This window comes from Streptomyces yamdrokensis, from assembly GCF_053890455.1.
Window position 1 is genome coordinate 2,244,857 of sequence record NZ_CM132679.1, and the last position, 26,945, is coordinate 2,271,801.

Consider the following 26,945-nt stretch of genomic DNA (forward strand, 5'->3'; position numbering starts at 1 on the left):
CCCCCTCCCCCGTCGGCTCACCGGTCCTGGAGCGGTGTCCTCGGCCGGAGGATGTCCTCGAGGGAGTCCTCGCGCCACTGCTTGAGAAGTCGGTGGAAGGTATGGGCGCCGTGGGGGTAGGCGGTGGGGCCGTTGGGGCGGCCCCGGCCTTCCCTGTTGTAGTAGCCGGGAGTGCAGCCGGCGTGGAACCACTCGTGGTCGGGGGCGTCCTTCGCCAGGGTGGCGAGCCAGGCGTCCTCGAGCTCGCGGGACGGTTCGAGGAGGGCGCCCCCGGCTTCGGCGGCGGCGACGAGAGCGGCGGCGTGGACGGCCTGTTCGTCCAGGATGTGGGTGAAGTTGACGCTGCTGGCGTTCTGCAGGGTCCCCATCTGGATCAGGTTCGGGAAGCCGTTGCTGGTGAAGCCGTGCAGGGTGCGCGGGCCCTGCTGCGCCCACGCGTGCAGGAGCTGGGTGCCGCCGCGGCCGTACACCGGCAGCTTCCCGGAGAGGACGCCGGAGGTCCCGACGTCGAATCCGGTCGCGAAGATCAGGCAGTCGAGTTCGTACGTGACGTCGCCGACCACGACGCCGTTCCCGGTGACGCGCTCGATGCCATGGGTGTCCGCGGTGTCCACCAGGGTGACGTTGTCGCGGTTGAACGCCTGGTAGTACCGGTCGGAGAAGGTGGGGCGCTTGCAGGCGTACCGGTACCAGGGCTTGAGCTTCTCCGCCGTGTCCGGGTCGGTGACCGTCTCCTCCACGCGGGCACGGAGTTCGTTCATCTTCGCGGCGTCGGCGGCCTCGTAGGCGGCTTCGAAGGCCGCCCGGTCGCCCTGGCGGCGAAAGCTCGGCAGGAGCTTCTCCAGGAGGCCGGCCGACTCGGTCCAGCGGTCGGCGACGAGGTCCTCGTCGGCCGGTTCGCCGGAGACGATGCGGAGGTAGTTGTCGCGGCGCTCGGCCGCCCAGCCCTCGCGGTCGGCGCCGACGTCCCGGGCGGTGGTGCGGCGGTTGGCACGTACGTCCACGGTGGACGGGGTGCGCTGGAAGACGTGGACGTGCGCGGCGTCCTCGGCCAGCATCGGGATGACCTGGATGCCGGTGGCGCCGGTGCCGACGACGCCCACCCGCTTGTCCGCGAGGCCGGTCATGCCTCCGTCGGGGGTGCCGCCGGTGTAGGCGTAGTCCCACCGCGAGGTGTGGAAGGTGTGTCCCTCGAAGTCCTGGATGCCGGGGATCCCGGGAAGCTTGGGTGTGGACAGGGTGCCGGTGGAGGTGACGACGTACGTGGCGTGGAACGCGTCACCGCGGTCGGTGGCCACGATCCACGTCCCGGATGTCTCCTCCCAGGTCAGCGAGGTGACCGAGGTCGAGAACAGGGCGTTCCCGTAGAGGTCGAACTGCCGGGCGACGCGCATCGCGTGGCGGCGGATCTCCTCTCCCGGGGCGTACTTCCACTCCGGGACGTACCCGGTCTCGTCGAGCATCGGCAGGTACACGTGCGCCTCGATGTCGCAGTGGATGCCCGGGTACCGGTTCCAGTACCAGGTGCCCCCGAAGTCGCCGCCCGTCTCGACGACGCGGACGGACCGCACACCCCGCTGCCGCAGCCGCGCCCCGGCGAGGACGCCGCCGAACCCGCCGCCGACCACGGCGACGTCGACGGTGTCGTGCAGCGGCTCGCGCTCGGCGGCCTCACCGACGTACGGATCGGCGGCGTAGTAGCCGAACTCGGCTTCGGTGGCCCGGTACTGGGCGGCGCCGTCCGGGCGTACGCGTCGCTCGCGCTCCGCGCGGTAGCGCAGCCTCAGCGCCTCCAGCTCTTCGAAGGACGGCACTTGGCGGGTCGTCGTGCGAGGGATCGTCATGTGGGGGGACCTGCCTCAATCCTCTGTTGTTCCGGCCGCGTCGGCCTGTGCGGCCGTCGACTCCGCTACGGTAACAACTACCGGACAACGCTGTCCGGTTGAGAATCGGACGCGCTGTGGCGCGTACTGGTCCGTCTCGGCCCCACCGCCGCCGGCACCCCCACCCCCGCGGCCGACAGGAAGAGTGACCCTCATGCGACGACTCCCCCTCCGTTCCCTCGCCGTGCTCGCCACCGTCGGCTCGCTCGCCCTCACCGGATGCGGTACGCAGACGGATGACACCGGCGGGCAGACGGCCGGAGCGCCCGGTGCGGGCGGCCGGACCCTCCGCGCGCAGCAGGTGATGCAGCTGACCGAGGTGCACGAGCAGACCGGGATGACGCTGCTGGAGGGGCCGGTCTTCGGCGCGGACGGCGGTCTGTTCGTCGTCGACGTCACCGCGCCCGAGGGCGAGCCGAAGGTGATGCGGGTCGATGTCCGCAGGAAGACGAAGCGGGCCGTCCACACCGACGGGCGCGGGGCCTACACCTCCGCGCAGTTCAGCCCGTACGACGGGCGGCTCTACCTGACCGACTTCGCGCACGGAGAGGTGGTCAGCCTGAACCCGGACGGCAGCGGCCTGCGGACCTTCTTCTCCGGCGAGGTCGACGGAGCCCCGATGAACCCCGACGACCTCGCCTTCGACGAGGACGGCCACCTGTACGTCAGCGACTCGCGCGGCCTGACCGAGGGCAGGGCGCTCGGCCGTGTGGTGCGGATCGACCGCGACGGCGGGCGGGCCACCGTCCTGGCCGACGGACTGGCCGCGACGAACGGGATCTCCTTCGACGCGGAGTACCGCGGGCTGTGGTTCAGCGAGCTGACGGAGAACCGGATCTCCTACCTCCCCGTCGGTGGCAGGGGCGGGGTCACCGCCCGGCACACCGCGATCCGGGTCGACGGCGGGATCGCGCAGACCGACTCGATCGCCGTGGACGCGGACGGCAACCTCTACCAGGGGCTGCACGGCCGGCCCGCGATGGCCGTGTACGACCGGCACGGTGAGCGTCTGGCGACGGTCGAGGTGCCCGCGCGTGCCGCCGAGGGCCTCGAGTCGGCGACGAACGTGGCGATCACGCCCGGCGGGACCAGGGCCTACATGACCGTCAGCGGGCCCGCGGGCGGGTACCTGTACGCCTTCGACGCGCTGGCGGAAGGCACCCGGCAGTCCAACGGCGGCTGACGTCCCGCCCGGGGAGACCCCTACCCGTAGAAGGGCCGCACCGGTCCCACCTCGACGCCGAGGAGCCGCCAGGCCGCCAGCGCCCTGCGCTCCCGCTCCTCGTGGGAGGGGCCGGTGGCGGCGCCGGAGACCATGGCGACGGCGAGCATGAGCTCGTCCGCCGTGGCCAGCCGGTGGCCGGCGTCCGGCAGGTGCGCGCGCAGGGCGTGTTCGACCCGCCGGGACAGGGCCAGGGCGTGGGCGCGGACGGCGGAGCGGCGGTCCGATCCGTCGGCGTGCAGGAGGCCGATGAACGCCGCCGACTCCTTCAGGTGCCAGGTCAGCACCCCGAGCACGCCGGCGAGGGTCGCGTCCTCGGCCGCGGCCGCCTGTTCGACCTCCCGGACGTTCTCCTCCAGTACGGCGGTCGTCACCGCGGCCCGGTCGGGGAAGTGCCGGTACAGGACGCCCTGCCCGACCCCGGCGCGGCGCGCGATCGCGGACAGCGGGGCGCCCAGACCGTGCTCCGCGTAGATCTCCCGGGCGGCGGCGACCAGCGCGGCACGGTTGCGGGCGGCGGCCTTCGGCCCGTCGTTCGCGGGCCGCCGCTGGTCCGGCACGGGGTGCTGCGTCATCCCGGCAGGGTACGGCAGTGCCCGCCCCGCACCACGGAGCCGGTGAGCCGGTTCACGCGCCGCGCATCTCCCACAGCAGCAGCTCGGCCCCGGTCACCGCGACCGCCTCGGTGTCCTTCGGGTCCGTGAGGCGGGCCGCGTCGCCCGGTCCCAGCCCGGCACCGTCCAGCAGGACCTCGCCGCGCACCACATGGACGTACACGTACGCGGCGTCCGGCAGAGCGGTCCGCTCCCCCGCCGCCGGCCGGCGGACGTGGAGCATGGCGCCCGCCTCGGGAAGGGCGTACGGGGTGGAGTCGGCGATGCCGTGGACGACCTCGTAGAAGGGGTCGCCGCCTGCTTCCAGCGGGGCCAGCCACATCTGGAGGAAGGTCAGGGGCTCGGGCCCGCCGTTGCGTTCCACGTGCCGCACGCCGGACGCGGCGCTCAGCCGCTGCACGTCCCCGGGGCGGACGACGGTCTCGTGGCCGGTGGAGTCGCGGTGGGTCAGCTCGCCGGCCACCACCCAGGTGACGATCTCGGTGTGGCTGTGCGGATGCTCGCCGAAGCCGGCGCCGGGGGCGAGCCGCTCCTCGTTGCAGGCGATCACCGCGCCGAAGCGGAGGTTGCCGGGGTCGTAGTGCGGGCCGAAGGAGAAGGCGTGCCGGCTCTCGATGCCGGCCGCCGGATCGCCGCCCTGGAAGCGCTCGTGCGCGCGCCGTACGTCCGTCACGCCGTCCACGGTAGTCCCGGCGCGAGCCCCGCGGCCCCGGCGGGAGACCCCGTGGCAGACCCCGGGGCAGACCCGGCGACGTGTCCCGGCGTCCGGATGAGGCAGTCTTGTCCCCGTGCCCGAACCCGAAACCGGCAAGCCCGAGACCCCGGCAGGCCCCGCCCACCCGCATCCCGCGACGCTGAAGCGGCTGGAGAGATCGTCCGGCCACCTCGCCGCGCAGGCGATCCTGCGGATGGACGAGACACTGCCCTGGTACCGGGCGATGCCCCCGGAGAATCGTTCCTGGATCGGGTTGGTCGCCCAGGCGGGCATCGCCGCCTTCACCGAGTGGTTCCGGCGCCCGGACGCGCCGCAGGCCATCTCCACCGACGTCTTCGGGACCGCGCCGCGCGAGCTGACCCGGGCCATCACGCTGCGGCAGACCGTGGAGATGGTGCGCACCACCATCGAGGTCATGGAGAGCGCCATCGACGAGGTGGCCGCGCCGGGCGACGAGTCGGTGCTGCGCGAGGCGCTGCTGGTGTACGCGCGGGAGATCGCGTTCGCCACCGCGCAGGTGTACGCGCAGGCCGCCGAGGCACGGGGTGCCTGGGACGCGCGGCTGGAGTCGCTGGTCGTGAACGCGGTGCTCAGCGGCGAGGCCGACGAGGGTGCCGTGTCCCGGGCCGCCGCCCTGGGGTGGAACTCGCCGGAGCACGTGTGCGTGTTGCTCGGCACCGCGCCCAACGGCGACTCCGAACTGACCGTGGAGGCGATCCGGCGGGCCGCCCGGCACGCCAAGCTCCAGGTGCTGACGGGGGTGCTCGGGGACCGGCTGGTGGTGATCGCGGGCGGCAGCGACAATCCGCTGGCCGTCGCCAAGTCGCTGATCGGACCGTATGCGCAGGGGCCGGTGGTGGCGGGGCCGGTGGTGCCGGACCTCCAGGCGGCGACCCGGTCCGCGCAGGCCGCCGCGGCGGGCCTGAAGGCGTGCTCCGCCTGGGAGGACGCACCGCGTCCGGTGCTGGCCGACGATCTGCTGCCGGAGCGGGCGATCGCCGGTGATCCCGCGGCCCGGGAACAACTGGTGGAGGAGATCTACAGACCGCTGGAGGAGGCCGGGGCCGCGCTGCTGGAGACGCTCAGCGTCTATCTGGAGCAGGCGAGCAGCCTCGAGGGGGCCGCACGGATGCTGTTCGTGCACCCCAATACCGTGCGTTACCGGCTCCGACGTGTGACAGACGTCACCGGATGGTCACCCTCCGATGTACGCTCTGCGTTCACACTGCGGATCGCGCTGATCCTGGGGCGTCTGGTCGACGGCGATCTTCAGCTCTAGCCTCTTGTCGGGGTTCCACAAAACCCCCTCGTGTTCTTCGTCCCTGTCCCCACGGGCGGCTTCGGCCGTCGTCAAGAGAGAGTGTGAGAGTGCTCGTACTCGTCGCTCCCGGCCAGGGCGCTCAGACGCCCGGCTTCCTGACTGAATGGCTCGACCTTCCCGGTGCCGCGGACCGCGTCGCCGCCTGGTCCGACGCCATCGGACTCGACCTCGCCCACTACGGCAGCGAGGCCGACGCGGACGCGATCCGCGACACGGCCGTCGCCCAGCCGCTGCTGGTCGCGGCCGGGCTGCTGTCCGTCTCGGCACTGGGTGCCGGTGCGGCCGACGCCGCCTCGGCGGTGGCGGGGATCGCGCCCGGCGCGGTCGCCGGTCACAGCGTCGGTGAGTTCACCGCGGCCGCCTTCGCGGGGGTCCTCGACGACACGGCCGCGCTGGGCCTGGTCCGCGAGCGGGGCCTGGCCATGGCCGACGCCGCCGCGGTCACCGAGACCGGCATGGCGGCACTGCTCGGCGGCGACCCGGACGTCACCGTGGCGCACCTGGAGAGGCTGGGGCTGACCCCGGCGAACGTCAACGGCGCGGGCCAGATCGTGGCGGCCGGCACCAAGGAGCAGCTGGCGGCGCTGGCGGCGGACAAGCCCGAGGGCGTGCGCAAGGTCGTCGCGCTCAAGGTGGCCGGCGCCTTCCACACCCACCACATGTCTCCCGCGGTCGACGCGCTGGCGAAGGCGGCCGAGGACCTGACGCCGGGCGACCCGAAGGCCGTGTACGTGTCGAACAAGGACGGCGCGACGGTCGCGACCGGTGCCGGGGTGCTGGAGCGCCTGGTCGGCCAGGTGGCGAACCCGGTGCGCTGGGACCTGTGCATGGAGACGTTCAGGGAGCTCGGGGTGACCGCGCTGATCGAGGTGTGCCCCGGGGGAACCCTGACCGGCCTCGCCAAGCGTGCGCTGCCCGGTGTGAAGACGCTGGCCCTGAAGAGCCCCGCCGACCTCGACGCCGCCCGCGAGCTCGTCTCCGAGCACGTCTGACGCCCCAAGGAGCAGAATCCGCATGGCGAAGATCAAGCCCGCGAAGGGCGCCCCGTACGCCCGCATCCTGGGCGTGGGCGGGTACCGGCCCACCCGGGTCGTGCCGAACGAGGTGATCCTGGAGACGATCGACTCGTCCGACGAGTGGATCCGCTCGCGTTCCGGCATCGAGACCCGGCACTGGGCGTCGCCCGAGGAGACCGTCGCGGCGATGTCGCTCGAGGCGTCGGGCAAGGCGATCGCGAACGCGGGCATCGACGCCGGGCGGATCGGCGCCGTGGTCGTCTCGACCGTGTCGCACTTCAAGCAGACCCCGGCCGTGGCCACCGAGATCGCCGACCTGCTGGGCACGGACAAGGCCGCCGCCTTCGACATCTCGGCCGGCTGCGCGGGCTTCGGCTACGGCCTCACCCTCGCCAAGGGCATGGTGGTGGAGGGGTCCGCCGAGTACGTGCTCGTCATCGGCGTGGAGCGGCTGAGCGACCTGACCGACCTGGAGGACCGGGCAACCGCCTTCCTGTTCGGTGACGGCGCGGGCGCGGTCGTCGTCGGCCCGTCCAAGGAGCCCGCGATCGGCCCGACCGTGTGGGGCTCGGAGGGCGACAAGTCCGAGACGATCAAGCAGACGGTGGCGTGGGACCGGTTCAGGACCGGCGACGTCTTTGAACTGCCCCTCGACAGCGCGGGCAACGTGAAGTTCCCCGCGATCACCCAGGAGGGCCAGGCGGTGTTCCGCTGGGCCGTGTTCGAGATGGCGAAGGTCGCCCAGCAGGCGCTGGACGCGGCCGGGATCACCTCGGACGAGCTGGACGTCTTCATCCCGCACCAGGCCAACGTGCGGATCATCGACTCGATGGTGAAGACCCTCAAACTGCCGGAGCACGTCACGGTCGCCCGTGACGTCCGTACCACCGGCAACACCTCGGCCGCCTCGATCCCGCTCGCGATGGAGCGGCTCCTGGCGACCGGCGAGGCGAAGAGCGGCGACACCGCGCTCGTCATCGGCTTCGGGGCGGGTCTCGCTTACGCCGCATCGGTCGTTACTCTCCCCTAGGCACTCCGTGCCGGATCATCCCGGTCCGGCACGGGAACCGCACCACCTGCCGCTGTCGCGGCAGGCGCCACACCCTCAGGAACCACAGCGAAGGAGCCATCATGGCCGCCACTCAGGAAGAGATCGTCGCCGGTCTCGCGGAGATCGTGAACGAGATCGCCGGCATCCCGGTTGAGGACGTCCAGCTGGACAAGTCCTTCACCGACGACCTGGACGTCGACTCCCTGTCCATGGTCGAGGTCGTCGTCGCCGCCGAAGAGCGCTTCGACGTCAAGATCCCGGACGACGACGTCAAGAACCTCAAGACGGTCGGCGACGCGACCGAGTACATCCTCAAGCACCAGGCCTGAGCAACGCTCGGGCCGGGAGCCCCGGCCCCGCCACCCGGCGGTGGCGCCGTACGAATCCTCGTAATCCGTTGGAGAAAGAATTCCGATGAGCCCGACCAATCGCACCGTGGTCGTCACCGGTATCGGCGCAACCACACCGCTGGGTGGCGACGCGGCCTCGACCTGGGAGGGTCTGGTCGCCGGACGTTCCGGCGTCAAGGCCCTGACCGAGGAGTGGGCCGCCGACCAGGCGGTCCGTATCGCGGCCCGCGTGGCCGTGGAGCCCACCGAGACCATCCCGAGGCCGCAGGCCCGCCGTCTGGACCGTTCGGCGCAGTTCGCGCTGGTCGCGGCCAAGGAGGCGTGGGCCGACGCCGGCTTCGAAGGCAAGGCCGGCGAGGACCCGAACGTCGCCCCGGACCGGCTCGGCACCGTCATCGCCTCCGGCATCGGTGGCGTGACGACCCTGCTGGACCAGTACGACGTGCTGAAGGAGAAGGGCGTCCGGCGCGTCTCCCCGCACACCGTCCCCATGCTGATGCCGAACGGCCCGTCGGCCAACGTCGGCCTGCTCGTGGGCGCCCAGGCGGGCGTGCACACGCCCGTCTCGGCCTGCGCGTCGGGCGCGGAGGCCATCGGCTACGGCATCGAGATGATCCGTTCCGGCCGCGCCGACGTCGTCGTCGCGGGGGGCACGGAGGCGGCGATCCACCCTCTGCCGATCGCCGCGTTCGGCAACATGATGGCGATGTCCAAGAACAACGACGACCCGCAGGGCGCCTCGCGTCCCTACGACGTCGGCCGGGACGGCTTCGTCCTCGGCGAGGGCGCGGGCGTGATCGTCCTGGAGTCCGCCGAGCACGCCGCCGCGCGCGGCGCCCGCGTCTACGCGGAGGCGGTCGGCCAGGGCGTCTCGGCCGACGGCCACGACATCGTGCAGCCGGAGCCGGAGGGCCGCGGCATCTCGCACGCCCTGCAGAACCTGCTGGACGCCACCGACCTGGCGCCGTCCGAGATCGTGCACGTCAACGCGCACGCCACCTCGACGCCGGCCGGTGACGTCGCCGAACTCAAGGCGCTGCGCAAGGTGTTCGGCGACGACGTCGACCACATGGCGGTCTCCGCGACCAAGTCGATGACCGGGCACCTGCTCGGCGGTGCCGGCGGCGTGGAGTCGGTGTCGACGGTGCTCGCGCTGTACCACCGGGTGGCTCCGCCGACCATCAACGTCGACACCATCGACCCCGAGGCCGAGGCGAACGCGGACGTGGTCCGCGGCGAGGCGCGCAAGCTGCCCGTCGAGGGCCGCATCGCCGCCCTCAACGACTCGTTCGGGTTCGGCGGGCACAACGTGGTGCTGGCGTTCCGGTCGGTCTGACCGGCGCCGGTACACCGGTGCGCCACGTGCGTACGTGGAAAGGGCCCCACCTCACGAGGTGGGGCCCTTCCGCGTGCCGGGGGGCCACGCGGTACGGGACGCGCGGTACGGCTGCGGTCAGACGACCTGGTGGAGCCAGCGGACCGGGGCGCCCTCGCCCGCGTGGCGGAAGGGTTCCAGTTCGTCGTCCCAGGGCTTGCCGAGGAGCTTGGCGATCTCGGCCTCCAGGTCGGTCCCCTCGTGCTGGGACCTGCCCAGGGCGGCGCGCAGCCGGTCCTCGGGGATCATGATGTCACCGTGGATTCCGGTGACGGCGTGGAAGATGCCGAGGTCGGGAGTGCAGCTGTAGCGCTCGCCCTCGGCGGTGGGGCAGGGCTCCGAGGTGACCTCGAAGCGCAGCAACTGCCAGCCGCGCAGCGCGGAGGCGAGCTTGGACGCGGTGCCGGCCTGGCCCTTCCAGGAGAACTCCGAGCGCCAGGTGCCGGGGACGACGGGCTGCCGGATCCAGTCCAGGCCGACGCGCACGCCGAGCACCCCCGCGACGGCCCACTCGACGTGTGGGCACAGCGCGCGCGGCGCGGAGTGCACGTACAGGACTCCACGTGTCGTCACCGGAACCTCCGGGCAGAGCGGGACAGGTCGGAAAGGGCCGATCAGCGGGGGCCGGGAGGGCCCGTTGTGGCGAGGCTACCGCGTGGTGGGGGAAGGAGTGTGACGTACCGTCCGTCCAGGTGCCCGGAAACCTCCGTCATTCACCCGGCAGGCCGACAGCCCCGGGGTGCGGCTCCGGATCGTGTGAGCCGTTCCATGGGCGTCGTTCCGTCCGGGCGGTTCCGTATGGGCCGTTCGGGGCGGACGGCCTGACGGGCGGCCGGGCAGGCGGGCAGGCGGGAACTCCCGTGCGTTGTCATGCATGGGGGACGGTGACGACGATGTGCGGGGAGGCTGCGGGATGGACCAGGGGACGCGGTGGAGGGGGCCGAAACGGGGCGGCCGTTCGCGGGCCGTGCTCGCCGCGGTGACGGCCGCCGCCGTGCTGGGGACAGCCGGCTGCGACGCCGTCGGCGGTGACGGGGCCGCTCCGTCCGGCGCCGGGGAGAAGAAGGCCGCGCCGGCCCCGTCGCCCACACCGGTCTGGGACACCAGCCCCGCCTCCGTGGCCGCCGTGGGCGATTCGATCACGACCGGTTTCGACGCGTGCTCGGTGCTGACGGACTGTCCCGAGGTGTCGTGGGCGACGGGCAGCAGCGAGAAGGTCGACAGTCTGGCGGTGCGGCTGCTGGGTCCGGCGGGGGCGGCCGAGCGGAGCTGGAACTACGCGGTCACCGGGGCGCGGATGGCGGACCTGCCCGGTCAGATGGCCCGGGCGGTGAGCCGCGCACCGGAGTTGGTGGCGGTGATGGCCGGGGCGAACGACGCCTGCCGGGCCACGGTGTCGGCGATGACGCCGGTGGCCGACTTCCGCGCGGACTTCGAGGACGCGATGGGCACCCTGCGCAAGGCGCTGCCCGAGGCCCAGGTGTACGTGGCGAGCGTGCCGGACCTGAAGCGGCTGTGGTCGCAGGGGCGGACCAGCGCGCTGGGCAAGCAGGTGTGGGAGCTCGGCGTCTGCCCCTCGATGCTGGGCGATCCGGACGCCCTGGACGCGGCGGCGAACGAGCGGCGCGAGACGGTGCGGGGCCGGGTGGAGGAGTACAACAAGGCGCTGGAGGAGGTCTGCGCCGAGGACGAGCGGTGCCGTTACGACGGCGGGGCGGTGTACGAGCACAGGTTCGGCACCGCGCAGTTGAGCCGCTGGGACTGGTTCCACCCCAGCGTCGACGGTCAGGCCAGGCTGGCGGAGATCGCCCACCGTACGGTCACGGCGGTGAACCCGTGACTTATTGTTTCGCACATGAACGAACTCTTCGGCACACTTTCCGACGGCACCCTGGTGCACCGCTGGACCCTGGAACGGGCCGGCGTACGGGTACGGGTGCTGTCGTACGGCGGGATCGTGCAGGCCGTCGAGGTGCCGGACCGAAAGGGGCGGTCCGGGAACGTGGTGCTGGGCTTCCCCGGCCTGGACGGCTATCTCGCCCGTCCGGAGCCGTACCTGGGCGCCCTGGTCGGGCGGTACGCCAACCGCATCGCGGGCGCCCGCTTCACGCTGGACGGCCGGGTCCACACCCTCGCGGCGAACAACGGGCCGAACTCGCTGCACGGCGGTGAGCGCGGCTTCGACAAGCGCGTGTGGGACGTGACGCCGGTCTCGCACGGTCTGCGCCTGACCCTGGTCTCCGCGCACGGCGAGGAGGGCTTCCCGGGCCGCCTGGAGATGTCGGTGACGTACACGCTGGACGAGCGGGGCGCCCTGGGGATCGCGTACGAGGCGGTGACGGACGCGCCGACGGTCGTGAACCCGACGAACCACTCGTACTGGAACCTGGCCGGCTCCGGCAGTGCGGCCGGGCACGTACTGCGGCTCGCCGCCTCCCGGTTCACGCCCGTCGACGCGGATCTGATCCCGGCCGGCGGTCACCAGGGCGTGACCGGCACCCGCTTCGACTTCCGCGAGGCGCGCGTGACGGGCACCGGGTACGACCACAATCTCGTGCTCGACAAGGGCGTGACGCCGGCTCCGGTGGAGGTCGCCGAGCTGTACGACCCGGCGTCCGGACGGGTCCTCACGGTGGCGACCACCGAACCCGGGGTGCAGCTCTACACCGCCGACCACATCGGGGAGCCCTTCGCTCCCGGCGCCGGCATCGCGCTGGAGACGCAGCACTTCCCCGACTCCCCGAACCGGCCCGACTTCCCGAGCACGGTCCTGCGGCCGGGCGGGACGTTCCGCTCGGAGACGGTGTACGGCTTCGCGGTGCGGTCGTAGGCCCCGGCGGGGCGCCCGGGGGTGACGCACATGAGCCCCGGTCCGGGGTCAGGGTCCCGGACCGGGGCTGCTCATGCAGAGGAATACCCCAACCTGCGGGAACTACCCCGGTCCAGACGTTAATCGTCGCGGTGATCCCGCGGTCCGCGATCGGGTATTCGGTCAGGAGTTCGTACGAACCCTTCACAAAGGACCACGATGCGGTCACCTCATGGCACGCTCAGTGCCCGTCCCCGCGGGTCGCCGGGGGCGGCTGCGACGGTGCCAGGGGCTCCTTGGCGCCGTCGTCGTCCCTGGTCTCCTCGCCGAGCAGGTCCCGCGCCATGAGAGTGGCGCCCGCGACGGCGCCCGGCATCAGGAAGACGGCGACGAACGGGACGAGGAAGGCCAGCGCCAGCGGCGTGCCGAAGCCCCAGACGAGGGTCTTGCGGCCCCGCAGCAGGGCCAGCCGCGCCCGCAGCTCGACCCCGCGCCGCTGCAGGGCCACCGCCGCCAGCTCCTCGGTGAGGAAGAACCCGGTGACCATGAGCCCGATCACCGGTACGACGGTCTGCCCGGCGAGCGGGACGAATCCGAGCGCGAAGAGCAGCACCGCCCAGAGCAGGGCCCGTGCGACGATGCGGAGGCTGTCCCGGCCGGAGATCCACAGCTCCCGCCACAGCGGCAGGTCGGACTCGGGGGCGGTGCCGTCGGGCGAGACGTCCCGGTCGACCTTCTCGGAGAGGCTGTCGTAGAAGGGCTGGCCGATGAGCAGCGTCACCGCGGTGAAGGTGATGACGGAGAGCAGCAGGCCGAGCGCGAAGAGGAGGACGGTGAGCAGGCCGCGGAACAGGCCGGGCCAGGGGCTGGACCAGTCGTCCGCGAACGGTGTCGCCCAGCCGACGAAGTCCGTTCCCCACACGGCCAGCGCGATCAGCGCCGCCGCGTAGAGCACCAGCGTGATCAGCCCCGGCAGCAGGCCGAAACCGTACTGCTTGCCGTGCCGGGCCACCCACCGCTGGCCCTTCAGGAGATACCGGAAACCCACCCCAAGATCGCGCATGGGGGAACTATAGGGGCCCCGGCGCCGGCGTGTCGCCGGCCGGTGGTCCGGTCTCCGGACCGCCTGCCGACCGGCGGCGTCAGAGCTTGACGACCATCTTCCCGGTGTTGTCGCCGCGCAGGACACCGAGGAACGCCTCGAGGGTGTTCTCGATGCCCTCGGCGACGGTCTCCCGGTACTTGAGCTCGCCGGAGGCGACCCAGGGCCCGACCTCCCGCACGAACTCCGGCTGGAGGTCGTAGTGGTCACCCACCAGGAAGCCCTCGATGCGGCCCCGGGTCTGGATGAGACGGGCGAGGTTGCGCGGGCCCGGCGCCGGCTCCGTGTTGTTGTAGACGGAGATCATCCCGCACACGGCGATCCGCCCGCCCCGGTTCAACGAGCCGATCGCGGCCTCCAGGTGCTCCCCGCCGACGTTGTCGAAGTAGACGTCGATGCCGTCCGGCGCGGCCTCACGCAGCCGGCGGCTCACCGGGCCGCTCTTGTAGTTGAAGGCCGCGTCGAATCCGTACTCCTCGAGGAGCAGGGCGACCTTCTCGTCCGAGCCGGCGGAGCCGATCACGCGCGAGGCCCCCTTGAGCTTCGCGAGCTGCCCCACCTGGCTGCCGACGGCACCGGCGGCCCCGGACACGAAGACGGTGTCGCCCTCCTTGAAGGCGGCGGTGCGCAGCAGTCCCGCGTAGGCGGTGAGTCCGGTCATGCCCAGCACGCCCAGGTAGGCGGAGAGCGGCGCGGCCTGCGCGTCCACCTTGACGACGCCCTTGGCCTCCACCAGCGCGTACTCGCGCCAGCCGAGACCGTGCAGCACGCGGTCGCCGACGGCCAGCCCTTCCGCGCGGGAGGCGACGACCTCGCCGACGGCACCGCCCTGCATGACCTCTCCCACCCCGTACGGCGCCGCGTAGGACTTGGCGTCACTCATCCGGCCGCGCATGTAGGGGTCGACGGAGAGGTACGTGTTCCGCACCAGCACCTGCCCCTCCCCCGGGGTGGGGACCTCTGCCTCGACCAGGGCGAAGTCCTCGGGCGTCGGCCAGCCGACGGGCCGGCTCGACAGGTGCCATTCGCGGCCGGTGGCGGGGAGTGCGGGGGTGTCGGACATGGGGTGGAGCCTCTCCTCGAAGTGTTTCATCACCTGAAACAACCATGCAGCTGAATATTTCAGGATGTCAAGCATGTGGGTACCCTGGAGGCATGGCCGCCACACCCGGTTCACCCCACCGCCCCGACGACCTGACACTGGAGGTCGTCGGCCTCATCGGCTCGGTGGTGGCCCGCTACCACGAGGAGTACGAGGAGGCGGCGGCCGGGCACGCGCTCACCGGCGCGCAGGCCCGGCTCCTGAGCCTGCTCTGCCTGGAGCCCCTGCCGATGCGGAAGCTCGCCCACCGCCTGAAGTGCGAGCCGTCGAACGTCACCGGCATCGTCGACCGCCTGGAGTCCCGCGGCCTGGTCGAGCGCCGCCCGGACCCGGCGGACCGCCGCGTGAAGGTGGCGGCGGCGACGGAGGAGGGCCGCAGGGTGGCCCGCGGCCTGCGTGAGTCGCTGCGCTTCGCCCGCGAGCCGCTGGCGGCCCTCACCGACGAACAACGCCGTTCGCTGCGCGACACGCTGCGGGCGATGCTGGACACCGAAGGGGCGGCATCCGAAGGCCGGAAGTGAGCGGCCGTCAGGTGCACCACCACAGGAAGCGGTCGCAGGTCTGGGAGGGCTCCGGCTCCGGCTCCGGTTCCGGTGCGGGCTCCGTGGCGGTCGGAGCCGGGTCGTCCGGGGTGTCCGGCCGGGCCGGGGACTCCTGCGGCCGGGCCGTCGTCGGGTCGGCCGGGGCGGTGTCCGCGGACGCCGACCGCGTCACCTCGTCGGGCTTCTCCTCCTCCGCCGCCTCCTCGGATTCCTCCTCCGCCGCCTCCTCGGATTCCTCCTCGGCCGGCGACTCCGAGGCCGACGGCGAGCCGGACTCCTCCGGGGAGGGGGACGTCACGGACGTCTCCCCGCCCGCGCCCGGAGCGGCGCTCGACCGCGGCGCCGGCTCGGCCTCGGACGCCCCGCCGTCCGGTGTCTCGTCCCCGGCCACCGCCGGCTCGGACTTCGTCCCGGGCATCTCCAGCCCCAGCTCCGCGAGGCTCAACGCGCCCGCGGCCAGGACGAGTCCCGCCACGATCAGCAGCGACCGACGCCGTCGCCTGCGGTGCGCCGCGGCCTTGCGGTCCCGGCGGCTCGCACCCGCGCCCGCCCCCGGCCCCTCGTCCACGGCCGGGGTGGCGTCGTCCGCGGGCAAAGCGGCCCCGAGGTGCTCACCCCGCCGCCTCCCGGGCCCTGCGGCCCCACCGACGCCACCGGCCTCGCCGGGCCCCGCGGCCTGCTCCGGGTCCGGCCCGGGTCCGCGGTCCGGCCCGGGTCCGCGGTCCGGCCCGGGTCCGGGTTCCGGCCCCGCCTCCCGCCCCGGTTCCGGCGGGCCGCTCCCGTAGGCCGCCGCCCGGGAGTCACCCGAAGCCTCCGGATCGACAGGGAGGCTCTCGGCGGGGGTGCCGCACCCAGGGCATGCGAGGGCGCCGTTGAGGTGCCGTCGGCACGGGTGGCAGTAATCCATGACGCGGGAAGACTAGGTTCCGCTCACGCCCGGTTCCTAGAGCGGGGTGTAAAGGTTTGGTAGAGACCAATACCCAATGGTTTCGAAACTGTCGAAACCGTTATGCGCGCGACCCATTGACACGTCCACCGCACCGTCCTTACTGTCACGCCAGCATTTCGAACGTGTGACGAAATATCGAACACATCGCACCGCAACACCGACCGGTCACAGGGTCCACCAACTCAGCGAGGGGCAACGTCCGTGCGTATCACCAAAATCAGCACACACGTGGTCGGGACGCCGTGGCGCAACCTGACGTACGTCCAGGTGCACACCGACGAGGGAATCACGGGAGTCGGCGAGACCCGGATGCTGGGGCACACCGACGCCCTCGTGGGTTATCTGAAGGAAGCCCAGGCCAACCACATTCTCGGCTCGGACCCGTTCGCCGTCGAGGACCTGGTCCGCCGGATGAAGTACGGCGACTACGGCCGCGCCGGGGAGATCGTGATGTCCGGTATCGCCGTCGTCGAGATGGCCTGCTGGGACATCAAGGGCAAGGCCCTCGGCGTCCCCGTCTGGCAGCTGCTCGGCGGCAGGGTGACCGACAAGGTCAAGGCGTACGCCAACGGCTGGTACACCACGGAGCGCACCCCGGAGGCGTACCACAAGGCCGCGCAGGCGGTGGTGGAGCGCGGCTACCGGGCCCTGAAGATCGACCCGTTCGGCACCGGGCACTTCGAGCTCGACCACAAGGAGAGCCTGTACGCCGTCTCCCTGATCGAGGCGGTGCGCGACGCCATCGGCCCCGAGGCCGAGCTGATGCTGGAGATGCACGGCCGTTTCTCCCCCGCCACCGCCGTCCGCCTGGCCAAGGACCTCGCCCCCTTCAAGCCGGCCTGGCTGGAGGAGCCGGTCCCGCCGGAGAACCTCAAGGCGCTGGAGAAGGTCGCCGCCAAGGTCGACATCCCTCTCGCCACCGGTGAGCGCATCCACGACCGCATCGAGTTCCGTGAGCTGTTCGAGAGCCAGGCCGTCGACATCCTGCAGCCGGACGTCGGCCACATCGGCGGCATCTGGGAGACGCGCAAGCTCGCCGCGACCGCCGAGACCCACTACATGCTGGTCGCGCCGCACAACGTCGGCGGCCCGGTGCTCACCGCCGCGTCCCTCCAGGTCGGCTTCACCTCGCCGAACTTCAAGATCCTGGAGCACTTCAACGACTTCGCCGACGCGGAGATCAAGAAGGTCGTCAAGGGCGCCCCGCAGGTGAACCCTCAGGACGGCTGCTTCCACCTCTCCGACGCCCCCGGCCTCGGCGTGGAGCTGGACGTCGACGCGGCGGCCGAGTTCCCGCAGCAGCAGGCCCGGTTCGACCTGTGGGCCGAGGGCTGGGAGCAGCGCAAGCCCAAGGGCACGCAGTGACCGGCCCCACGGGCGGCGCCGCGGGTGCCTCCTTCGTGGCCGTCGTCGTCGAAGGCCCCGGCGCGCACCGCCTCGTCGCCCACGAGCCGCGCGATCCCGGCCCCGGCGAGGCGCTGGTCCGGGTGCACGCGACCGGCATCTGCGGCAGTGACCGCGAGGTGTACCAGGGCAACCGCCCCGAGGGATACGTGCGCTACCCGCTCACCCCGGGCCACGAGTGGTCCGGGACCGTGGAGCGGGTGGGCGCCGGAGTACCCGCGTCGCTCACCGGCCGCAAGGTCGTCGGTGAGGGCTTCCGGAACTGCCAGGTGTGCGACCGCTGTCACGCCGGGGAGACGACGCTGTGCTCGGCCGGCTACGAGGAGACCGGGTTCACCCTGCCGGGGGCGATGGCCGCCACGCTGACCCTCCCGGCCCGTCTGCTGCACGTCCTGCCGGACGACGCCGACCTCACCGCGGCGGCGCTGCTGGAGCCGGCGGCCTGCGTCGCCGCCGCCGCGCTCAGGGCGAACACCGTGCCCGGCGAGCGGGTCGCCGTGGTCGGTACGGGCACCCTCGGCATGTTCGCGGTGCAGTTCCTGCGCGCGAACTCCCCGGCCGAACTCCTGGTCGTCGGCACCCGCAACGACCGTGAGGAGCTGTCCCGCCGGTACGGCGCCACCGCCTTCCGCACCAAGGACCAGCCGCTCCCGGACGACTTCGACGTGGTGATCGAGACCGCCGGGGCCGCCGACGCGGCCCGCACGGCCGCCGCGCTGTCAAGGCGCGGCGGGCGGCTCGTCCTGACGGGCATCCCGGCGCCGGGCGCGGACGGTCTCGACCCGACGGACCTGGTCGTACGGCAGCTGGAGGTGCACACCGTCTTCGGGGCGCCGCCGGACGCCTGGGCGCACACGGTGCGGGTGTTCGCCGCCGGGCTGCTCGATCCGCTGCCGCTGGTCACGCACGAGCTGCCGCTGGCCGGGTTCTCGGAGGCCATCGAGCTGGTGGGGTCCGGCGACCCGAAGGTGGGCAAGGTCCTGCTGCGTCCGTAGGGCCCCGCCGGCAGGCGCGCGGGCGGGGACCGTTCACCGGCCCCGTACCGGCGCGCACAGCGCCCCCTCGGCTCCCCGCCCCGCCCGGCTCCTCCCCCGGACCGCGAACCTCGTCCGACATACCGAACAGAAGGACATCTTGTGACCGACGCTTCCGCCAAGGCAGCCCGCAGGCCCGGTGAGCAGGCGCTCACCGCGCTCGGCCTGGGCGCTCCCGCCCCCGACCCCGCCGACGCCTCGCCGCACTCCTTTCCCGACGGCGGCCGCTGGCGCACCGAGGTTCCCTCCTGCGAGGGACCCGAGGCGCTGGCGGTGGTCCTGAAGGAAGCCTCCCGGCTGGACGTGCCGATCCACCGGATCAGTCAGGGCAGCGGCGTCTGGATGCTGACCGACGCCGAGATCACCGAGATGGTCGAGGCCACCGCCGAACGGGACATCGAGCTCTGCCTGTTCACCGGCCCGCGCGGCACCTGGGACATCGGCGGCTCCACCCGCAGCGACTCGCGCGGCGCCGGACTGCGCGCCCGGGGCCACGACGCGGTCGCCGGCTGCGTCGAGGACGCCGTGCGGGCGACGGAACTGGGTGTCAAGTGCCTGCTCGTCGCCGACGAGGGGGTGCTGTGGACGCTGCACCGGGCACGGGTGGCCGGGATCATTCCGCAGGACACCACGCTGAAGCTCTCGGCCCTCGTCGGACCGGTCAACCCGGCCTCGTACGCGGTCTACGAGCAGCTCGGCGCCGACTCGATCAACGTGCCGAGCGACCTGACGCTCGATCACCTCACCGAGATCAGACGGGTCTCGGCCGCTCCGATGGACATGTACATCGAGGCCCCCGACGACCTGGGCGGCTACGTCCGGATGTACGAGGTGGCCGAACTGATCCGGCGCGGCGCGCCGTTGTACCTGAAGTTCGGCCTGTCCAAGGCGCCCGGGATCTACCCCTACGGACACCACATGCGGGAGGTCATGCTGACGAGCGCCAAGGAGCGGGTGCGGCGCGGCCGGCTCGCCCTGGACCTGCTCGCCCGCCACGGCGCGGACCGCGACATGGACCCGGTCGGTTCACGGCTCCCGGGGAAGCTGCGCAGGTTCGACATCTCGTCATAACGTTCCGGAAACTCGGCTTCACAGAAGCAGACACAGCCGCGCACAATCCCACACACCCCTGTCGGTTCCACCCGGCACCCTCTTCGCACCGCGCCACCCCCTGGATCCACCCTTCGTGATCAAGCACCTCGTCCCACAAGCGAGTTCGCACCTTTGGACCGTCACCGCACCCACATCAAGGATGATGATCATGCGTAACCGCAGAGCCGCCCTCGCCGCCGTGGCCACCGCCGCCTCCCTCGCCCTCACCCTGTCCGCCTGCGGCCAGAGCGGTGAGGGCGGCAGCGAGGAGGACAAGTCGGGCTCCGAGGGAGCGACCGTCGGCATCGCGATGCCGACCAAGTCCTCCGAGCGCTGGATAGCCGACGGTGACAACGTCGTCGAGAACCTGGAGTCCAAGGGCTACAAGACCAAGCTGGTCTTCGGCGAGGACGACCCGGACCAGCAGGTCGCCCAGGTCGAGAACCTGATCACGCAGGGCGTCGAGGCGCTCATCGTCGCGGCCATCGACAACAAGTCGCTGAACAACGTCCTGCAGCAGGCCAAGGACGCCGACATCCCGGTGATCTCCTACGACCGCCTGATCCTCGGCACGGAGAACGTCGACTACTACGCCTCGTTCGACAACGAGAAGGTCGGCGAGCTCCAGGGCGACTACATCGTCGACAAGCTCGGCCTGAAGGACGGCAGCGAGAAGGGCCCCTTCAACATCGAGCTGTTCGCCGGCTCCAACGACGACAACAACACCCGTTACTTCTTCCAGGGCGCGATGAACGTCCTGCAGCCGTACATCGACAAGAAGGAGCTCGTCGTCCGGTCCGGCCAGACCGAGCTGAACCAGGTCACCACCCTGCGCTGGGACGGTGGCACCGCCCAGAAGCGCATGGACGACATCCTGACCTCGTCCTACAAGAGCGAGGCCCTCGACGCGGTCCTCTCCCCGTACGACGGCATCTCCATCGGCATCCTGTCGGCGCTGAAGTCGGACGACTACGGCTCCAAGAACAAGCCGCTGCCGATCGTCACCGGCCAGGACGCCGAGGTCGCCTCGGTGAAGTCGATCATCTCCGACCAGCAGTCCATGACCGTCTACAAGGACACCCGTGAGCTCGCCAAGGTCGCCACGAACATGGTCGACGCGCTCCTGACGGACAAGGAGCCCGAGGTCAACGACACCGAGACCTACGACAACGGGGCGAAGGTCGTGCCGGCCTACCTGCTGGAGCCGGTCGCCGTGGACAAGGCCAACTACCAGGAGACCGTGGTCGACTCCGGCTACGTCAAGGAGAGCGACCTCAAGTAGGCAGCCTCGGCAGACGACCCAACCACCGCCGTACCCCTACGGATTGGAAGGCACGACCATGGCGGGACCCGTCCTGGAAATGCGCTCGATCGTCAAGACCTTTCCCGGCGTCAAGGCGCTGTCGGACGTCACTCTGACCGTCCAGCAGGGCGAGGTCCACGCCATCTGCGGCGAGAACGGCGCCGGCAAGTCGACCCTCATGAAGGTCCTCTCCGGCGTCCACCCGCACGGCACCTACGAGGGGGAGGTCCTCTTCGAGGAGGGCCCCTGCCGGTTCAAGGACATCAGGGCCAGCGAGCAGCAGGGCATCGTCATCATCCACCAGGAGCTCGCCCTGGTGCCCTACCTCTCCCTCGCGGAGAACATCTTCCTCGGCAACGAGCACACCAGCGGCGGCTTCATCGACTGGCACGAGACGCTGCGGCACGCCACCGAACTGCTGCGCCGGGTGGGGCTCGACGACCACCCGGAGACCCGGGTCGCCGACATCGGCGTGGGCAAGCAACAGCTGGTGGAGATCGCCAAGGCGCTGTCGAAGAAGGTGAAGCTGCTCATCCTCGACGAGCCGACCGCGGCGCTGAACGACGAGGACAGCGGCAAGCTGCTCGACCTGATCCTCCAGCTGAAGGAACAGGGCATCACCTCGATCATCATCTCGCACAAGCTGAACGAGATCCGCAGGGTCGCCGACTCGGTGACGATCCTGCGGGACGGGCGGACCATCGAGACGCTCGACGTGAAGGCCGCGGAGACCACCGAGGACCGGATCATCAGCGGCATGGTCGGCCGCGACCTGGAACACCGTTTCCCCGCGCGGACCCCGCACCAGCCGGAGGAGGGCACGGCCCCGGCCCTCGAGGTGCGCAACTGGACCGTGCACCACCCGATCGACCAGCAGCGCAAGGTCGTCGACGACGTGTCGCTGGAGGCCCGGCGCGGCGAGATCGTCGGCATCGCCGGTCTGATGGGTGCCGGCCGCACCGAGCTGGCGATGAGCCTGTTCGGCCGCACCTACGGCCGGTACGCGGGCGGCACCGTCCTGCGGGACGGCAAGGAGATCCGCACCAAGACCGTCCCCGAGGCGGTCGGGCACGGCATCGCGTACGTCACCGAGGACCGCAAGCACTACGGCCTGAACCTCATCGACACCATCAACCGCAACATCTCGCTCAGCGCGCTGGGCAAGGTCGCCAAGCGGGGGATCGTGGACGAGCACGAGGAGCGCCAGGTCGCCGAGGGCTTCCGCAAGTCCATGAACATCAAGGCACCGACGGTCTTCGAGCCGGTGGGCAAGCTGTCCGGCGGCAACCAGCAGAAGGTCGTCCTCAGCAAGTGGATCTTCGCCGGTCCCGAGGTGCTGATCCTGGACGAGCCGACGCGCGGTATCGACGTCGGCGCCAAGTACGAGATCTACACGGTCATCGACCAACTGGCCGCCCAGGGCAAGGCGGTCGTCTTCATCTCCTCCGAGCTGCCCGAACTGCTCGGCATGTGCGACCGCATCTACACGATGGCCGCCGGACGGCTGACCGGGGAGTTCTCGCGGGCCGAGGCATCCCAGGAATCGCTGATGCGTCAGATGACGAAGGACAAAGAGGTAACCCGATGAGCACGGATGTCACCGACAAGACCCCGGCCGCCGCGCCGCCGGGCAAGAACGGGGCGGGCACCGGTGACGGCCTGCTCCAGCTGATGCTGGACGGCATGCGCCGCAACATGCGCCAGTACGGCATGCTGATCGCCCTGGGCCTGATCGTGGTGCTGTTCGCGGTGTGGACCGAGGGCGACCTGCTGCTGCCGCGCAACGTGTCCAACCTGGTGCTGCAGAACAGCTACATCCTGATCCTGGCGATCGGCATGATGCTGGTCATCATCGCCGGCCACATCGACCTGTCGGTCGGCTCACTGACGGCGTTCGTCGGCTCGATGGCCGCCGTGTTCATGGTCCGCAACGACCTGCCCTGGCCCGTCGCGGTGCTGCTGTGCCTGGCCGTGGGCGCGATCGCGGGCGCGGTACAGGGGTGGTTCATCGCGTACGGCGGGCTGCCGTCGTTCATCGTGACCCTGGCGGGCATGCTCACCTTCCGCGGTCTGACCGAGATCTTCCTCGACGGCCAGACCCTCGGCCCGTTCCCGAAGGGGCTGCAGACGACGGCCAACGGCTTCCTGCCGGAGGTCGGCCCGAACACGAACTACCACAACCTCACCCTGTTGCTCGGCTTCGGACTGATAGCCCTCGTGGTGCTCCAGGAGCTCCGCGACCGGCGCCGCCAGCAGGAGTTCGCCCTCGACGTCCTGCCCGTCAAGCTGTTCCTGCTGAAGCTGGTGGCGCTCACCGCCGCCATCCTCACCGTCACGCTGCTGCTGGCCAGCTACAAGGGCGCCCCGATCGTGCTGCTGATCCTCGGCGCGCTGCTCGTCGGCTTCGGCTACGTGATGCGCAACGCCGTCATCGGCCGTCACATCTACGCCATCGGCGGCAACCTGCCCGCGGCCAAGCTGTCGGGTGTGCGGGACAAGAAGGTCACCTTCCTGGTCTTCCTGAACATGGGCATGCTCGCGGCCCTGGCGGGTCTGGTCTTCGCCGCCCGCTTCAACGCGGCCTCGCCCAAGGCCGGCCTCAACTTCGAGCTCGAGGCGATCGCGGCCGCGTTCATCGGCGGCGCGTCGATGAGCGGCGGTGTCGGCACCGTGCTCGGCGCGATCATCGGCGGCCTGGTCCTGGGTGTGCTGAACAACGGTATGAACCTCGTCGGCGTCGGCACCGACTGGCAGCAGGTCATCAAGGGCCTGGTGCTCCTGGCGGCGGTCGGCTTCGACGTGTGGAACAAGCGCAAGGTCGGTTCGTAAGTCAGCCTGGGCCCCGCCGGAAGGCGGGGCCCTTTCCTCGAGGGAGCCTGATAGTGGAACTGAACAGACGCACGGTCGTCGCAGGAGCCGCGGCCGCGGCCGCCGGAGTCGCCGCCGCCACGACCGGTGGGACGGCACACGCCTCGGGCGGCGGCAGCGGCCGGGGTGCGGGCGGCGGCAGGAAGCCCGTACGGAAGCTCTTCGGCACGCTCGCGGACGGCACGAAGGTGCACAGCTGGTCCCTGGCCAACGGCGGGACACGGCTGAAGGTCCTGTCCTACGGCGGCATCGTCCAGTCCCTGGAGATCCCCGACCGCCGGGGCCGCTACGCCAACGTCTCGCTCGGCTTCGACACCGTCGAGGAGTACGTCGCCTCCAGCCCGTACTTCGGCGCCCTGGTCGGCCGCTACGGCAACCGGATCGCCGAGGGCCGCTTCACCCTCGACGGCACCGCCCACCAGCTCTCCGTCAACGACGGCGCCAACAGCCTGCACGGGGGCGCCCAGGGCTTCGACAAGCGGGTCTGGGACGTCGAGCCGTTCGCCGAGGGCTCCGACGTCGGACTGCGCCTGTCCTACGTCAGCGCCGACGGCGAGATGGGCTACCCGGGCACCCTGCGGACGAGGGTGACGTACACCCTCACCCGGCACGGCGACTGGCGCGTCGACTACGCGGCCACCACCGACCGGGCCACCGTCGTCAACCTCACCAGCCACGTCTACTGGAACCTCGCCGGCGAGAGCAGCGGTTCGATCAACGACCACGAGCTGACCATCGCCGCCAACCGTTACACACCGGTCGACGCCGGGCTGATCCCCACCGGCGAACTGGCCCGGGTCGGCGGCACCCCGTTCGACTTCCGCAGCGCCAAGCCGGTCGGCAGGGACCTCCGCGTCGCACACCAGCAGGTGCTGTACGGGCAGGGGTTCGACCACAACTGGGTGCTCGACAAGGGCATCACCGCGCGCCCCGGGCACGCCGCGACCCTGCGCGACCCCTCCTCCGGCCGCACCCTGCGGATCGCCACCAACGAGCCGGGACTGCAGTTCTACTCCGGCAACTTCCTCGACGGCACCCTCGTCGGCACCGGTGGGCGGGTCTACCGCCAGGGCGACGGGCTGTGCCTGGAGACCCAGCACTTCCCGGACGCGCCGAACCAGCCGTCGTTCCCGTCGACCGTGCTGCGTCCGGGCGAGACGTACCGGACGACGACGGTGCACTCGTTCGACGCCTGAGCCACGGGCACCGTCCGTGGTGGGCCCCGCGGGGGCGCGTGACGCGTAAACCGCGCCGGGGGTTCACGTCGTCACAGTTTTTTCACACCGGTTGAACAGCGCCACACCCCCCTCCGTATGTACGGGTGGCCCGTGCTCCCCCGCGCGGGCCACCCACGCATGACGGGCCCGGTACGTCCCCGGCGGGCCCGCCGTACACGGAGGTTCCATGGCCGACAACGTCACCTCGTTGTTCCGCAGCACCGCGGCGCACAGCCCCTCGATGGCTGCGCTGGCACGGGAGAGCGACGGGGCCGGCCCGGTGGACTTCTGCATTCCGTGCAATCCGTACTTCCCCACCCCGGCCATGTTCGAGGACATGGCGGCGCGGCTGCGCGACATCATCACGTACTACCCGAGCAGCGCCGACACCATCACGGCCGAGCTGTGCAGTCTGCTCCGGCTCCCGCCGCAGTGCGTGGCGATGGGCAACGGCTCGACGGAACTCATCACCTGGATCGACCACCTGCTGGTCCGCGAGTCCCTCGCCGTCCCCGTCCCCACCTTCGGCCGCTGGACCGACCAGCCCATGGAGACCGGCAAGCGGGTCGACATGTTCCCGCTCCAGGAGTCCAGCGGCTTCGCCCTCGACCTCGCCCAGTACGGCGAGTTCATCCGGGCACGGGGCACCAGGGTCGCGGTGATCTGCAACCCCAACAACCCCGACGGCGGGTTCCTGCACAAGCACGCGATCGTGCAGTTCATGGACGCGATGGCCGACCTCGACCTGGTGGTGATCGACGAGTCGTTCCTGGAGTTCGCCGACGCCGAGGTGGAACCGTCGGTGGTGCAGGAGGCGATGCTGCGCCCCAACGTCATCGTCCTGCGCAGCCTCGGCAAGAACTTCGGGCTGCACGGCATCCGCTTCGGCTACCTCGTCGCCAACCCCGCGCTCGCGGGCCGCGTCCGCTCGATGCTGCCGAAGTGGAACCTCAACTCCTTCGCCGAGCACGTGGTGTTCATGCTGAAGGAGCACGGCACCGAGTACCAGCAGAGCCTGCACCAGGTGCGCCGCGACCGGCTGGACATGTCCGGCCAGCTCTCCTCACTGCCCGGTCTGACGGTCTACCCGTCCCAGGGCAACTTCCTCTTCGTGCGCCTCCCCGTGGGCGCCGAGGGCACCGTGGTCCGGGACCGCATGCTCACCGAGCACCGGCTCCTGGTCCGCGAGTGCGGCAACAAGATCGGCTCGTCCAGCCGCTTCCTGCGTCTCGTGGTACGTCCGCAGGTGGACGTGCGCCGCCTGGTGTCCGGCCTGGAACAGGTGCTCTACGGGACGTCCAGGAGGGGGGCCGCCGTTCCCGAGCAGGCCACGGGGAGCGGCTACAGCTCGGGTACGGCGGCGGTGGACCGCCTGGTCAGCGAGACCAACGGCGCCGGCACCCAGGGCCTCGCCGCGCAGGCCCTCGGGGCCGGTGCGGGTGTCCCGGGCCTCCCCGCCGCTCCGGCCGCCGGCATCGGCATGCCGCTCTCCGCCGCTCCGCCCCCGGTCGCGGTGGGCACGGGCGGCGGGATGCCGATGCCGGCGGCAGCCTCAGCCTCGTCGGGGCCGCAGCAGATGCCGCAGCAGGTTTCCTCGCCGGTGCCACCGCCCCTGCAGCCGCAGCCCGTGCAGTCGCAGCCCGTGCGACAACCGGTGCCTCAGCCCGTACCGCAGCAGGTGCCGCAGCACATTCCTCAGCCGCCGGTCCCCCAGCAGATGCCGCAGCAGATGCCTCAGCAGCCCATGGCGGCTCCGGTGCCGGCACCCGCGCCGGCCCCGATGCCCGCCGCGGCGTCCTTCGCCCCGTCGCCGATGCCCACCGGACCCACCCCGCCCGGTGTCCCTGCCCGCGGGGGCCTGACGGCGGCGCAGGTCAGGGGCACCGACGGCCTCTCCCCGGCCCCGGCGTCCGGCTGGCCGACCGGGGCGCAGAGCTGGCCGGAGGCGGCGGGCGTGGGCCAGGTGGTCTGACCAC

The 26,945-nt window shown here is 71.5% G+C and carries 24 protein-coding genes; 17 read left to right on the plus strand and 7 right to left on the minus strand.

Annotation, left to right across the window (positions count from 1 at the left end; all coding sequences use genetic code 11):
• Positions 1–17 precede the first annotated feature (17 nt).
• Positions 18–1,844: a flavin-containing monooxygenase gene (locus tag ACWZEH_RS09460; protein WP_456197390.1), complete on the minus strand. Its 1,827-nt coding sequence runs from the start codon at positions 1,842–1,844 to the stop codon at positions 18–20.
• A 193-nt stretch (positions 1,845–2,037) separates the two neighbouring features.
• On the opposite strand from ACWZEH_RS09460, the gene ACWZEH_RS09465 reads away from it, so the two are divergent.
• Positions 2,038–3,066: an SMP-30/gluconolactonase/LRE family protein gene (locus ACWZEH_RS09465; protein WP_456197391.1), complete on the plus strand. Its 1,029-nt coding sequence runs from the start codon at positions 2,038–2,040 to the stop codon at positions 3,064–3,066.
• A gap of 20 nt (positions 3,067–3,086) precedes the next feature.
• On the opposite strand, the gene ACWZEH_RS09470 is transcribed toward ACWZEH_RS09465, so the two are convergent.
• Together ACWZEH_RS09470 and ACWZEH_RS09475 are read right to left on the minus strand one after the other, a co-directional pair.
• Positions 3,087–3,680 carry a TetR/AcrR family transcriptional regulator gene (locus ACWZEH_RS09470; protein ID WP_456197393.1) on the minus strand — a complete coding sequence of 198 codons (594 nt, stop codon included), beginning with the start codon at positions 3,678–3,680 and terminating at the stop codon, positions 3,087–3,089.
• A gap of 52 nt (positions 3,681–3,732) precedes the next feature.
• The gene (locus tag ACWZEH_RS09475; RefSeq protein ID WP_456197395.1) at positions 3,733–4,392 is read right to left on the minus strand and encodes a pirin family protein; all 660 of its coding nucleotides are present in this window, start codon (positions 4,390–4,392) and stop codon (positions 3,733–3,735) included.
• 115 nt (positions 4,393–4,507) lie between these two features.
• Here ACWZEH_RS09475 and fasR point away from each other — a divergent pair, with 115 nt between their 5' ends.
• From fasR to ACWZEH_RS09500, 5 genes are all read left to right on the plus strand, one after another.
• On the plus strand, positions 4,508–5,713 hold the full coding sequence (fasR, locus tag ACWZEH_RS09480; protein WP_456197397.1) for a fatty acid biosynthesis transcriptional regulator FasR: 1,206 nt from the start codon (positions 4,508–4,510) through the stop codon (positions 5,711–5,713).
• Between the two features lie 89 nt (positions 5,714–5,802).
• On the plus strand, positions 5,803–6,747 hold the full coding sequence (locus ACWZEH_RS09485; protein WP_456197399.1) for an ACP S-malonyltransferase: 945 nt from the start codon (positions 5,803–5,805) through the stop codon (positions 6,745–6,747).
• Between the two features lie 22 nt (positions 6,748–6,769).
• Complete coding sequence (locus ACWZEH_RS09490; protein WP_456197401.1) at positions 6,770–7,801, plus strand: ketoacyl-ACP synthase III; 1,032 nt, start codon at positions 6,770–6,772, stop codon at positions 7,799–7,801.
• A 101-nt stretch (positions 7,802–7,902) separates the two neighbouring features.
• On the plus strand, positions 7,903–8,151 hold the full coding sequence (locus ACWZEH_RS09495) for an acyl carrier protein (protein ID WP_004988657.1): 249 nt from the start codon (positions 7,903–7,905) through the stop codon (positions 8,149–8,151).
• Between the two features lie 85 nt (positions 8,152–8,236).
• Positions 8,237–9,508, plus strand: coding sequence for a beta-ketoacyl-[acyl-carrier-protein] synthase family protein (locus tag ACWZEH_RS09500; RefSeq protein WP_456197403.1), 1,272 nt, complete (start codon positions 8,237–8,239; stop codon positions 9,506–9,508).
• Positions 9,509–9,625: 117 nt separating this feature from the next.
• Here the strand turns inward: ACWZEH_RS09500 and ACWZEH_RS09505 are convergent, their stop codons facing one another.
• A complete protein-coding gene (locus tag ACWZEH_RS09505) occupies positions 9,626–10,120 on the minus strand; it encodes a DUF3145 domain-containing protein (RefSeq protein WP_456197405.1) in 495 nt (164 codons plus the stop codon).
• A gap of 340 nt (positions 10,121–10,460) precedes the next feature.
• Here ACWZEH_RS09505 and ACWZEH_RS09510 point away from each other — a divergent pair, with 340 nt between their 5' ends.
• Together ACWZEH_RS09510 and ACWZEH_RS09515 are read left to right on the plus strand one after the other, a co-directional pair.
• Positions 10,461–11,387: an SGNH/GDSL hydrolase family protein gene (locus ACWZEH_RS09510; RefSeq protein ID WP_456197407.1), complete on the plus strand. Its 927-nt coding sequence runs from the start codon at positions 10,461–10,463 to the stop codon at positions 11,385–11,387.
• 15 nt (positions 11,388–11,402) lie between these two features.
• A complete protein-coding gene (locus tag ACWZEH_RS09515) occupies positions 11,403–12,377 on the plus strand; it encodes an aldose epimerase family protein (protein ID WP_456197409.1) in 975 nt (324 codons plus the stop codon).
• Between the two features lie 220 nt (positions 12,378–12,597).
• Here the strand turns inward: ACWZEH_RS09515 and ACWZEH_RS09520 are convergent, their stop codons facing one another.
• Together ACWZEH_RS09520 and ACWZEH_RS09525 are read right to left on the minus strand one after the other, a co-directional pair.
• Positions 12,598–13,419, minus strand: coding sequence for an EI24 domain-containing protein (locus ACWZEH_RS09520; protein ID WP_456197411.1), 822 nt, complete (start codon positions 13,417–13,419; stop codon positions 12,598–12,600).
• A 79-nt stretch (positions 13,420–13,498) separates the two neighbouring features.
• Complete coding sequence (locus ACWZEH_RS09525; RefSeq protein WP_456197413.1) at positions 13,499–14,521, minus strand: NADP-dependent oxidoreductase; 1,023 nt, start codon at positions 14,519–14,521, stop codon at positions 13,499–13,501.
• Positions 14,522–14,613: 92 nt separating this feature from the next.
• Here ACWZEH_RS09525 and ACWZEH_RS09530 point away from each other — a divergent pair, with 92 nt between their 5' ends.
• Positions 14,614–15,081 (plus strand): MarR family winged helix-turn-helix transcriptional regulator, encoded by a 468-nt coding sequence (locus tag ACWZEH_RS09530; RefSeq protein WP_456197415.1) that lies wholly within the window; start codon positions 14,614–14,616, stop codon positions 15,079–15,081.
• 7 nt (positions 15,082–15,088) lie between these two features.
• On the opposite strand, the gene ACWZEH_RS09535 is transcribed toward ACWZEH_RS09530, so the two are convergent.
• A complete protein-coding gene (locus ACWZEH_RS09535; protein ID WP_456197416.1) occupies positions 15,089–16,009 on the minus strand; it encodes an SCO2400 family protein in 921 nt (306 codons plus the stop codon).
• Positions 16,010–16,252: 243 nt separating this feature from the next.
• Here ACWZEH_RS09535 and ACWZEH_RS09540 point away from each other — a divergent pair, with 243 nt between their 5' ends.
• The 8 genes from ACWZEH_RS09540 to ACWZEH_RS09575 all read left to right on the plus strand — a co-directional run bounded on the left by ACWZEH_RS09540 (position 16,253) and on the right by ACWZEH_RS09575 (position 26,941).
• Complete coding sequence (locus ACWZEH_RS09540; RefSeq protein ID WP_456197418.1) at positions 16,253–17,416, plus strand: mandelate racemase/muconate lactonizing enzyme family protein; 1,164 nt, start codon at positions 16,253–16,255, stop codon at positions 17,414–17,416.
• Positions 17,413–18,450, plus strand: a complete 1,038-nt coding sequence (locus ACWZEH_RS09545; protein WP_456197420.1) for a zinc-dependent alcohol dehydrogenase — start codon at positions 17,413–17,415, stop codon at positions 18,448–18,450. Before ACWZEH_RS09540 ends, ACWZEH_RS09545 begins: the two co-directional genes overlap by 4 nt.
• 141 nt (positions 18,451–18,591) lie before the next feature.
• Complete coding sequence (locus ACWZEH_RS09550) at positions 18,592–19,560, plus strand: hypothetical protein (RefSeq protein ID WP_456197422.1); 969 nt, start codon at positions 18,592–18,594, stop codon at positions 19,558–19,560.
• A 190-nt stretch (positions 19,561–19,750) separates the two neighbouring features.
• Positions 19,751–20,863 (plus strand): multiple monosaccharide ABC transporter substrate-binding protein, encoded by a 1,113-nt coding sequence (chvE, locus tag ACWZEH_RS09555; protein ID WP_456197424.1) that lies wholly within the window; start codon positions 19,751–19,753, stop codon positions 20,861–20,863.
• Between the two features lie 58 nt (positions 20,864–20,921).
• Complete coding sequence (gene mmsA / locus ACWZEH_RS09560; protein WP_456197426.1) at positions 20,922–22,472, plus strand: multiple monosaccharide ABC transporter ATP-binding protein; 1,551 nt, start codon at positions 20,922–20,924, stop codon at positions 22,470–22,472.
• A complete protein-coding gene (gene mmsB / locus ACWZEH_RS09565; RefSeq protein WP_456197428.1) occupies positions 22,469–23,713 on the plus strand; it encodes a multiple monosaccharide ABC transporter permease in 1,245 nt (414 codons plus the stop codon). Before mmsA ends, mmsB begins: the two co-directional genes overlap by 4 nt.
• Positions 23,714–23,766: 53 nt before the next feature.
• Complete coding sequence (locus ACWZEH_RS09570; RefSeq protein WP_456197430.1) at positions 23,767–24,948, plus strand: aldose epimerase family protein; 1,182 nt, start codon at positions 23,767–23,769, stop codon at positions 24,946–24,948.
• A gap of 208 nt (positions 24,949–25,156) precedes the next feature.
• Positions 25,157–26,941: a pyridoxal phosphate-dependent aminotransferase gene (locus ACWZEH_RS09575; RefSeq protein ID WP_456197432.1), complete on the plus strand. Its 1,785-nt coding sequence runs from the start codon at positions 25,157–25,159 to the stop codon at positions 26,939–26,941.
• The last annotated feature ends 4 nt before the right edge of the window (positions 26,942–26,945 follow it).

What these genes read in the sequence shown, in the direction of transcription:
- ACWZEH_RS09510 (WP_456197407.1), top strand. Translation starts at nt 10,461, where the DNA reads ATGGACCAGGGGACGCGGTGGAGGGGGCCGAAACGGGGCGGCCGTTCG.
- ACWZEH_RS09520 (WP_456197411.1), bottom strand. Translation starts at nt 13,419, where the DNA reads ATGCGCGATCTTGGGGTGGGTTTCCGGTATCTCCTGAAGGGCCAGCGG.
- mmsB (WP_456197428.1), top strand. Translation starts at nt 22,469, where the DNA reads ATGAGCACGGATGTCACCGACAAGACCCCGGCCGCCGCGCCGCCGGGC.
- ACWZEH_RS09530 (WP_456197415.1), top strand. Translation starts at nt 14,614, where the DNA reads ATGGCCGCCACACCCGGTTCACCCCACCGCCCCGACGACCTGACACTG.
- ACWZEH_RS09470 (WP_456197393.1), bottom strand. Translation starts at nt 3,680, where the DNA reads ATGACGCAGCACCCCGTGCCGGACCAGCGGCGGCCCGCGAACGACGGG.
- ACWZEH_RS09465 (WP_456197391.1), top strand. Translation starts at nt 2,038, where the DNA reads ATGCGACGACTCCCCCTCCGTTCCCTCGCCGTGCTCGCCACCGTCGGC.
- mmsA (WP_456197426.1), top strand. Translation starts at nt 20,922, where the DNA reads ATGGCGGGACCCGTCCTGGAAATGCGCTCGATCGTCAAGACCTTTCCC.
- ACWZEH_RS09515 (WP_456197409.1), top strand. Translation starts at nt 11,403, where the DNA reads ATGAACGAACTCTTCGGCACACTTTCCGACGGCACCCTGGTGCACCGC.
- ACWZEH_RS09535 (WP_456197416.1), bottom strand. Translation starts at nt 16,009, where the DNA reads ATGGATTACTGCCACCCGTGCCGACGGCACCTCAACGGCGCCCTCGCA.
- ACWZEH_RS09575 (WP_456197432.1), top strand. Translation starts at nt 25,157, where the DNA reads ATGGCCGACAACGTCACCTCGTTGTTCCGCAGCACCGCGGCGCACAGC.
- ACWZEH_RS09460 (WP_456197390.1), bottom strand. Translation starts at nt 1,844, where the DNA reads ATGACGATCCCTCGCACGACGACCCGCCAAGTGCCGTCCTTCGAAGAG.
- ACWZEH_RS09495 (WP_004988657.1), top strand. Translation starts at nt 7,903, where the DNA reads ATGGCCGCCACTCAGGAAGAGATCGTCGCCGGTCTCGCGGAGATCGTG.
- ACWZEH_RS09525 (WP_456197413.1), bottom strand. Translation starts at nt 14,521, where the DNA reads ATGTCCGACACCCCCGCACTCCCCGCCACCGGCCGCGAATGGCACCTG.
- chvE (WP_456197424.1), top strand. Translation starts at nt 19,751, where the DNA reads ATGCGTAACCGCAGAGCCGCCCTCGCCGCCGTGGCCACCGCCGCCTCC.
- ACWZEH_RS09500 (WP_456197403.1), top strand. Translation starts at nt 8,237, where the DNA reads ATGAGCCCGACCAATCGCACCGTGGTCGTCACCGGTATCGGCGCAACC.
- ACWZEH_RS09490 (WP_456197401.1), top strand. Translation starts at nt 6,770, where the DNA reads ATGGCGAAGATCAAGCCCGCGAAGGGCGCCCCGTACGCCCGCATCCTG.